Source organism: Acinetobacter sp. N1-1, assembly GCF_056711485.1.
In genome coordinates, this window is the sequence record NZ_JBWXUO010000006.1 from 1 (window position 1) to 7,923 (window position 7,923).

General features: G+C 33.4%; 8 protein-coding genes and 1 pseudogene. 6 read left to right on the top strand and 3 right to left on the bottom strand.

Annotated elements, in window-relative coordinates:
* Positions 1–521: pseudogene (locus tag AC1MPL_RS00110) on the top strand (relaxase family protein); the annotation flags it as partial.
* A gap of 48 nt (positions 522–569) precedes the next feature.
* Here AC1MPL_RS00110 and AC1MPL_RS00115 read toward each other — a convergent pair.
* The 3 genes from AC1MPL_RS00115 to lysA are packed head-to-tail and all read right to left on the bottom strand — an operon-like array spanning position 570 to position 3,953.
* The gene (locus AC1MPL_RS00115; protein WP_479763264.1) at positions 570–1,439 is read right to left on the bottom strand and encodes a DMT family transporter; all 870 of its coding nucleotides are present in this window, start codon (positions 1,437–1,439) and stop codon (positions 570–572) included.
* Positions 1,439–2,689: a SidA/IucD/PvdA family monooxygenase gene (locus tag AC1MPL_RS00120; RefSeq protein WP_479763266.1), complete on the bottom strand. Its 1,251-nt coding sequence runs from the start codon at positions 2,687–2,689 to the stop codon at positions 1,439–1,441. Before AC1MPL_RS00120 ends, AC1MPL_RS00115 begins: the two co-directional genes overlap by 1 nt.
* A 22-nt stretch (positions 2,690–2,711) precedes the next feature.
* Positions 2,712–3,953: a diaminopimelate decarboxylase gene (gene lysA / locus AC1MPL_RS00125; RefSeq protein WP_479763268.1), complete on the bottom strand. Its 1,242-nt coding sequence runs from the start codon at positions 3,951–3,953 to the stop codon at positions 2,712–2,714.
* Between the two features lie 131 nt (positions 3,954–4,084).
* On the opposite strand from lysA, the gene AC1MPL_RS00130 reads away from it, so the two are divergent.
* The 5 genes from AC1MPL_RS00130 to AC1MPL_RS00150 all read left to right on the top strand — a co-directional run.
* Entirely contained in the window at positions 4,085–4,369 is a 285-nt protein-coding gene (locus AC1MPL_RS00130; RefSeq protein ID WP_479763270.1) for a BrnT family toxin, read from the top strand.
* Entirely contained in the window at positions 4,353–4,607 is a 255-nt protein-coding gene (locus tag AC1MPL_RS00135; RefSeq protein ID WP_479763272.1) for a CopG family antitoxin, read from the top strand. The genes AC1MPL_RS00130 and AC1MPL_RS00135 overlap by 17 nt, the downstream gene beginning before the upstream one ends.
* A gap of 305 nt (positions 4,608–4,912) precedes the next feature.
* Complete coding sequence (locus AC1MPL_RS00140; protein ID WP_479763274.1) at positions 4,913–5,854, top strand: replication initiation protein; 942 nt, start codon at positions 4,913–4,915, stop codon at positions 5,852–5,854.
* Between the two features lie 224 nt (positions 5,855–6,078).
* A complete protein-coding gene (gene mobC, locus AC1MPL_RS00145) occupies positions 6,079–6,528 on the top strand; it encodes a plasmid mobilization relaxosome protein MobC (RefSeq protein WP_479763275.1) in 450 nt (149 codons plus the stop codon).
* On the top strand, positions 6,518–7,923 hold a 1,406-nt coding region (locus AC1MPL_RS00150), incomplete at its 3' end, for a relaxase family protein (RefSeq protein ID WP_479763276.1). The genes mobC and AC1MPL_RS00150, both read left to right, overlap by 11 nt.

Here is a 7,923-nt window from a genome sequence, read left to right on the forward strand (position 1 = left end):
ATGGTTCCAATGGGGTATTAATAGATGACCGAACTCGAAATACAGTTGTTGAAGATTATCGAAGAACAACAGCAGCAATTACTGCAACAACAAACACAATTGCAGAAGCAGCATCAGACTTTGGATTCCATGCAAGAGGATATTATGAAAATCTTGTCAGTGCAGTCGCGAGCAATCAAAAACGATCAGAACAGCTTACAGCAGGCACAAAGATCATTAGCGACAATACAGAAGAAATTTTACGAATTAGAGAAAAGCACAGCGAGGTATACCGAGCAGATCAATGGCAAATTTCAAGAGATGAGCAAGATCACAGCCGACAATCAGGATGCACTAGAGAAAATATCGAACGTACAACAAGCAGTATCGATACAATACGAGAAGGCACAACAGAACTTGCTCGAAACCTCAGCAGTATTGAAACAAGTCTTAACGTGATAGAAATACAAAAGTTGGAACGGCAGAAATTAGTTGAAGAACCTCAAATAAAAAAAGATCAAGGTAGAAGTTTTGATATTTAATTTAATCCGAATAATTCTAGCCCTAGGGCTAGAATTATTAAATATTTTCTATGACTTTTTAATGGCTTGTGAATAGAATGTGGAACATAGAACTATAATTACACCTATTAATGTTGTTCCTGTAATATTTTCACTTAGTAATAAAACTGCAAAGACCACGCCAAAAATAGGTTCTAGGGCTAAAAATAACCCACTATTATTTGCAGAAGACATTTCTAAGCCTTTATTCCAAAGCTTTGATGCTAAATAACTGCATCCAATACCTAAATATAAAAGAGCAAGCATGCTTGGAATGGAAATATTTGAATTTATACTAGTTATTGAAGTTGTAGAAAAAAATAGGGTAAATGGGATGCAAAGAATGAATCCTAAAAAAATAGTAATAGCAGTAAACAGGCTGCTATCAATTTCACTTAAAATTTTCTTTGATGTTAGTACCCAAATAGCTACTACAATTGTCGATAATATTACTAAGAGGCATCCAAAGAGATTAATACTATGATCTTGTTGTGATGACCAAGCAACTATTAACACTCCTATGAAAGTTAATCCACCTAATATCCAGTCTATTTGAGAAGTTTTATTTTTAAAGAAAAAGTATCCAATAAAAACAACCATAAATGGCTCTATACCGATCATGGTTGTCGCACTAGAAGCTGATGTGTATTTTAGCCCTAAGAACTGTAGTAAAAAAGTTGCTGGATAAATGAGAAATGCTAAAGCTAGTAAACCTTTTTTATGTGTTTTAAAACTTAAAAATACGTCATTTCTTCGTTTATATAAAATAGGTAATACAAATAAAGTAGCTATTCCCATTCTTAGCTGAACTAAGAGATATGGATCAAATACACCATAAGCATATTTCCCAGCAATAAATGATGTTCCCCATAAAAAAGCTGCAAAAAGTAAAAATATCATTAATTTGACTCAACTTTGACTAAACTATTTTTAATGCTATTTACCACTCTTTTTGCACGAAAAGCGTTTAAGGATAGATTTGGCTCTACAACCCCAAATGTATGTTTTGCATTGTTTAAAACATAAATTTTACCGATATTTTCGCATGTAAGGCTTAGTGAGAAGTCTTGCATAACTTTAGGTAAATTGTTCGATTCAAAATTAATTAGCTTTAGTAACTCAGGGTCAAAAATTTCGGTATTAAATTCTTGTATATAACCTGTACATAGAATAACTATGTCTGAGATTATGATTTGTGATTTCTGATTTATAAGGTTAGTACAAAATAAATTATATTCTTTAGAGTTTAGTTCTTTAATTTCATTAAGTTCAGTAGAGTTGAAAATTTTAACATTATCTTTTTTATATTTATTTTTATTAATATAAATTTTCTGATATAAGCTTTTGATAGTGTGTGGTGAAGCACCATCACTGGTGAATCTTAACTCTTTATTTAACTTTTTACGTGTGTCTAAATTTATTTTATAAAACTTATCTAAAGCCTCTTCTTTATATATTGCTTCTTCGGCAAATTGCGTATCTTCAATACTTCTGATAAATGGTTGTCGATTTATTATATTAATTTCATGGAAATCAATATCTTTCTCCATAATATCCAAAGCAATTTCTAAACCACTCTGAGCTGCACCAACAATAGTAATTTTTTTACCATGGTAGTTAGTAAATGGAACATCTTTATAATTTGAATTGTGAATTAATGTTGGTGATGATTTATCTGTTATAAATTGAACATTTGGTGATACGCCAATTCCAATTGAAATATTTTTTGTTCTTATTCGATGTTTCTCTCCGAACCTTGTGAATTCAATCTCAAAGAAATTACCTAAACGATATATTTTATCAACATTACTAGATAGTAAAACAGAGCTATCTAATTTCTGAATTACCCAACTTAAATATTGTTCAAACTCCCATCTGTGAATTGCATCAAAGTCTGCTATATGATGTTCTTCAATACGGTTATTTTCTCTTAAAAAGTTTAAGAAAGAAAACTGGTTAGTAGGATCAACTAAACTTACTAAATCTTTAATGCTACTATTCTGAATAGTTGCATTTTCTATTTGCATTCCTGAATGCCATTTAAACTGGTCTTGTTTATCTAAAAATAGCATTTTTGTATCATGTTGATGTCCTAAGGCTGCCACACTTAAATTAAAAGGCCCACATCCAATACCTACTAAATCGTACATTTTTATATCCTATAATTAATAATTATAAATCTACTTCTAATTGAAAAAGTTGTGTAAAGCTCTGTTTTTTTCTAATGACTTTATATGTTGATTTTCGCAGTAAAAATTCTGGTGATAAGAGTTTACTATTATAATTACTGGACATACTTGCACCATATGCACCACAGTTATGGATAACTATTAAATCTTCTACTTGTGGGGTAGGTATTGAGACTTTTTGTGGTATACCTAATGAATCTTGTGTAAAGACATCTCCAGATTCACATAGTGAGCCTGCGATTATACTAGGTTGAGTAGTTTGCTCTTTAGTATCTTGATTTCTTATTAGGGAAATCTTATGTGAGCTACCATACATTGCTGGTCGCATTAAATCATTGAAGCCAGAATTGGTAATAACAAAGTTATTACTCCCCATCTGCTTTAATGCTCTTACTTCTGTAACTAAATAACCAGAGTCACTAACTAATAAGCGTCCAGGTTCAATCTCTAATGTAATTTTTTTCTTATAGAAGTTCTCAATTTCTTTTCTAGCGCTATCCCATAGTGAAAAATATTTTTCTATATCAATATCTTTTTCATCATCTGTGTGAGGTACTGGTATTCCTCCCCCAGCTGATATAGCCTGAATAGGGAAAGGACATTCTTTAGCGTGTTTTACCATTGCATCACAGACTTTGGATAGGTGATCATAATCAACACCAGAGCCTATATGCATATGTAAGCCCACTAGTTCTAATTTGTACTTTTCTATCAATGCATAACATTCATTTAAAGATTCATGCCAGTTACCATGTTTGCTATTAATACCTCCAGTATTGGTTTTATTGCTATGTCCATGACCAAATCCTGGATTAATTCTCAACCAAACACGATGCCCTTCTTTTACTCTTCCAATTTGCTCTAGCATCTGAGGTGAGCCTGCATTTATAGGTATATTCAGCTCAATAACTCTACGAATTGTTTCATCATCAATCATATCTGATGTATATATGATGGATGATGTTCGCCCTTCTTTATTTGAAAATCCTGCTAAATTAGCTCTTTCAATTTCTCCTAATGATACTGAATCTACACAGACTTGATTTTCTAACATTAGTTTTAATATATGAATATTAGAGTTAGCTTTCTGAGCATATCTAATGACATCAAATTTTTTTAATGACTCAATTCGTTTCAATATTTTTGACTCATCATATACCCAAAAAGGAGTCCCAAAATCATGTCGTATTTCTTGAATCAAGTTTTTTAGTTGTTGATTTAACAAGGTAAATATCCAATTAAAAAAAAAGATTGTATACAGTTCTGTCTATTTGTGAAATATAATCTATATTTTATCTATTGTTTTTTTTAAGAAAAAGAATAATATAACAATACAAATGTGTTGTATTTATTGAAATGAAAGTATTAGGTTTTAATTGGGATTCGGGTAATTGGCCTAAATGTGGAAAGCATGGTGTATCTCAAGAGGAAATTGAATACATTTTTCATCATGAACCTATGGTTCAGAAGGATCCATATGATAAAGAGCCACGCTATAGAGCTATAGGAAAAAATGCTATAGGCCGTTATATCTTTTTAGTATTTATGCTTAGAAGAATTAATGGGAAAAATTTAATTCGTCCAATCAGTGCTCGATATATGCATGAAAAGGAGATTAGTCATTATGAAAGTTACGAATAGAGAAAAAATTCCATCTTTTCAAAGTATAGAAGAGGCTGAAGAATTTGTTGCAAACTCTGATCTTAGTCAACTCGATTTATCAGGTTTTAAACCTATGCATTTTGAGTTTGAGCCAAAGTCAAAAACACTTAATATGCGTGTTCCAGAGTCTCTACTTGATGCACTTAAAGCAAAAGCAAAAGCAAAAGGCATCCCATATACTCGATATGTACGTCAGGTTCTTGAAAGTTCCATTTAATAATCAAATTTTAGATGATTAAATATTATTTCTTTTATAACACGTTCGGTTATTTTTAATAGAAAAAAATAACCGAAAATATTTAATCTATTTTCTTTTTAAATAAAAAATATTTTTAATAAAATCATCTATTTGCTTTATTTTTTTTGTAGTGGTAAGTTTTATACAAGCGTAAAAAAAGCGAGCTGGATACTCACTTTATTTTACTTTGTTTAACAAATACTTAGAGCATCTGTAGAAGCAAATTCGATACTTGTATTTTACTGATGTTTTGAGCATTTGCAACCAACAGGATGTTGCAAACAGTGAAAAACATACAATTAAGCGATTTTTTTAATAATCTCGCACATAAACCGTATTGCTCAGATGAGTTATTGTATGGATTAAAAATAAGACCAAAAACAACGGCAATCAAAATGCAGTATATACAAGGCAATCAACCTTGCATGTTACATTACTTCTTTTTCGATTTAGATCGTACTGAAGCTGTTATGGCCTGGCATGATGAGAACCTCCCAAGACCCTATTGGACTGCTCAAAATCCTAAGAATGGACATGCTCATATCTGCTATAAACTAGAAATTCCGTTATGTACCAGTGAGTTTGGTAGTCAAAAAGCAATAGCCTATGCTTCAAAAGTCCAAGCAGGACTTGCTAATAAACTAGGTGCAGATGTTGGTTATAGTCATCTCATCACTAAAAACCCTTTCCACCAAGATTGGCGAATTGAGTTTTGGAGTGATCAAGCTTATACACTCGATTATCTAGCTGATTTTATAGAGCTACCAAAGAAATTAAGCAAGAAACAGGAGTTTTTAGGTCTTGGACGAAACTGTACTCTGTTCAATACTGCTCGTAAATGGGCATATAAGGCTGTTAGAGACTATTTTCATCACCATAGTAGCCTAGAGTGGGAGAAGGCGGTTTTATCGCATATAAGGGCGTTAAATAGTGAGTTTGAAATACCTTTGCCATATAGTGAGTTAAGAGCTACAGCAAAGAGTATTTCAAACTATTGCTGGAAAAAATTCTCTTATGGTGGATTTAGTGAATGGCAATCTAAGAATGCTGAGCGTGCCAATGTTAAAGGAGCATGCTCTTTAGGTGGGAAAGCGAGATCACATCAATATGATGAATTACGAATGATGGCTAAAGAATTAGAAGTGCAGGGAGTGAATAAAACTCAAATAGCAAATACTTTAAAAGTTAGTCGTCCTACTATTATTAAATGGCTTAAAGGGGTGTAAAAGTGCCGCCATATCAGATAACAGCCGTTTGTGTGATCGTTTTGAGTGGTTTACATTATTTGTTTAAAATAATTCTCTAATTTTAAATGGCCTAAAAATATTCATTACATTAAATTTAAATAGTATACTATTCCTTATACCTTAATAAGCAAGGATACACAGCTACCCCTATTTAATGTAATGAAATGTGGTACTCTGTGACCTTGATCAGGGGAAACCCCCCAATGCCCCCAAAAGCAAAAACATTCTTTTTAAATAAAGAGATGGATCCAATGACAGACAAGATTACAGTTCAAAAGAAAGTAATTAGAGAAAGAACATTTAAAGTCAGATTGTCAGAAACAGAATATCAATTGCTTGATTCAAATAACCCTTATGGTTCAATTGCAAAGTTACTTAGACAATCTGCTCTAGAAAAAACGACTAAGATTTATAATTCAAAACAAAAAAAACAAGATCAGCTCAAATTAGCTCCTTCTGCTGAAGCCATTTATAGCCAAACAGAGAAACAACTGATTTTAGAACTCAGTCGTATTGGTAATAACTTGAATCAAATTGCTAAAGCAGTGAATACAGATATTGCAGATGTAGGTACATTTGATAAAACCAAGTTACTTCATTTGTTAATTTCAATTGATCGCCAACTTCGGGAGTTACGCCCAGATGATTGTTGATTTCTTTCGACATGGCACAGGATTATCAAAAAACTGTTTAGATTACTTACTGGGTGAAGATCGAGAGCGTGAACATGCTCAAGTGTTAAGTGGTGATGTAGAGTTAACGGCACAATTGATTGATAGTAGCCCTTTTACTAAAAAGTATACTTCGGGGTGTTTAAGTTTTTATGAGCATGATTTAGATGATAAAGATAAACAAAAGATCATGCAGGATTTTGAGCAGTGTCTTTTTCCCGGTCTTGAGCAAGACCAGTACAAAATACTATGGGTAGAGCATCGAGATAAATTCAATCAAGATAAAGTGGACTCCAATCATCTACCGACTGATGCAAAAGAACTTGATCAAAAAAGACGTTTAGAGCTCAATTTTGTGATTCCGAATGTTGAACTCAGTACAGGAAAACGCTTACAGCCGTTTTATGCCCCTGTTGATCTTGACCGAGTCGATTTATTTAAGAAAATTACCAACACAAAATATGGGTTATATGACCCTGATGCCCCCGAGAATCGACAACTGCTATTAGATAAAAAACACCTTCCAAGCAATGTAAAAGCATTTAAAAGTCAATTACATGATCGTATCTATCGTGCGGTTTCTGATGGATACATTTCCGATCGTCAAACATTGGTGCAATGGCTTGAATCACATCAGATCAAAGTCACTCGACAAGTTAAGCAATCCATTGCTATTGAAAATCCTTTTAATGACGCAAAGCGTCCTATTCGCTTAGAGGGCGAGATTTATGAGCAAGGCTTTACAGCTACTGGAGAATATCGACAAGAAGTACAACAACGAATTGAAGCATACCGAGGAACAGCTTCAGAACGCTATAGATCAAACCTCAAAGACTATCAAAGACAGCTTGAACACAAGAACAAATATCACAGCGAACGCTATTCAGGCATTGGACGAAAAGATCGATCAGAGCCTAGCACAGAGCTCCGAAGCGATAGACAGCAAGCTGACCGAGCACCAAGCCTTGCTAGAATCGAAATTAAGCCGTTTACAGCAGTTAAACGAGAAGATCGAGAGCGAAGCACAGAAAGTCCACAACAACGAAGTAGAGAAGAAGCTGAATCTTTTAAATATCATGCTGATTTCAACTGCTGTTATTTTACTTATTGCGATTTTACTCTTGGGCTACAGTACCCAAACAAAGTACAGCGAGCTGCAAACAGTGAACAGCGTGGTCTTGGAAAAACAAGCGATAATCGACCATTTGAACAAATCAGGGGGGAGTTTGAATATCAGTACATGTACCAAAGACAACAAGAATCCTCGACTGTGTATTCAGATCAATACCAAAGCAGGGAGTTGGCAGGGTGGCACATACATGGTTCCAATGGGGTATTAATAGATGACCGAACTCGAAATACAGTTGTTGAAGATTA

What these genes read in the sequence shown, in the direction of transcription:
- AC1MPL_RS00115 (WP_479763264.1), bottom strand. Translation starts at nt 1,439, where the DNA reads ATGATATTTTTACTTTTTGCAGCTTTTTTATGGGGAACATCATTTATT.
- AC1MPL_RS00120 (WP_479763266.1), bottom strand. Translation starts at nt 2,689, where the DNA reads ATGTACGATTTAGTAGGTATTGGATGTGGGCCTTTTAATTTAAGTGTG.
- AC1MPL_RS00130 (WP_479763270.1), top strand. Translation starts at nt 4,085, where the DNA reads ATGAAAGTATTAGGTTTTAATTGGGATTCGGGTAATTGGCCTAAATGT.
- AC1MPL_RS00135 (WP_479763272.1), top strand. Translation starts at nt 4,353, where the DNA reads ATGAAAGTTACGAATAGAGAAAAAATTCCATCTTTTCAAAGTATAGAA.
- mobC (WP_479763275.1), top strand. Translation starts at nt 6,079, where the DNA reads ATGCCCCCAAAAGCAAAAACATTCTTTTTAAATAAAGAGATGGATCCA.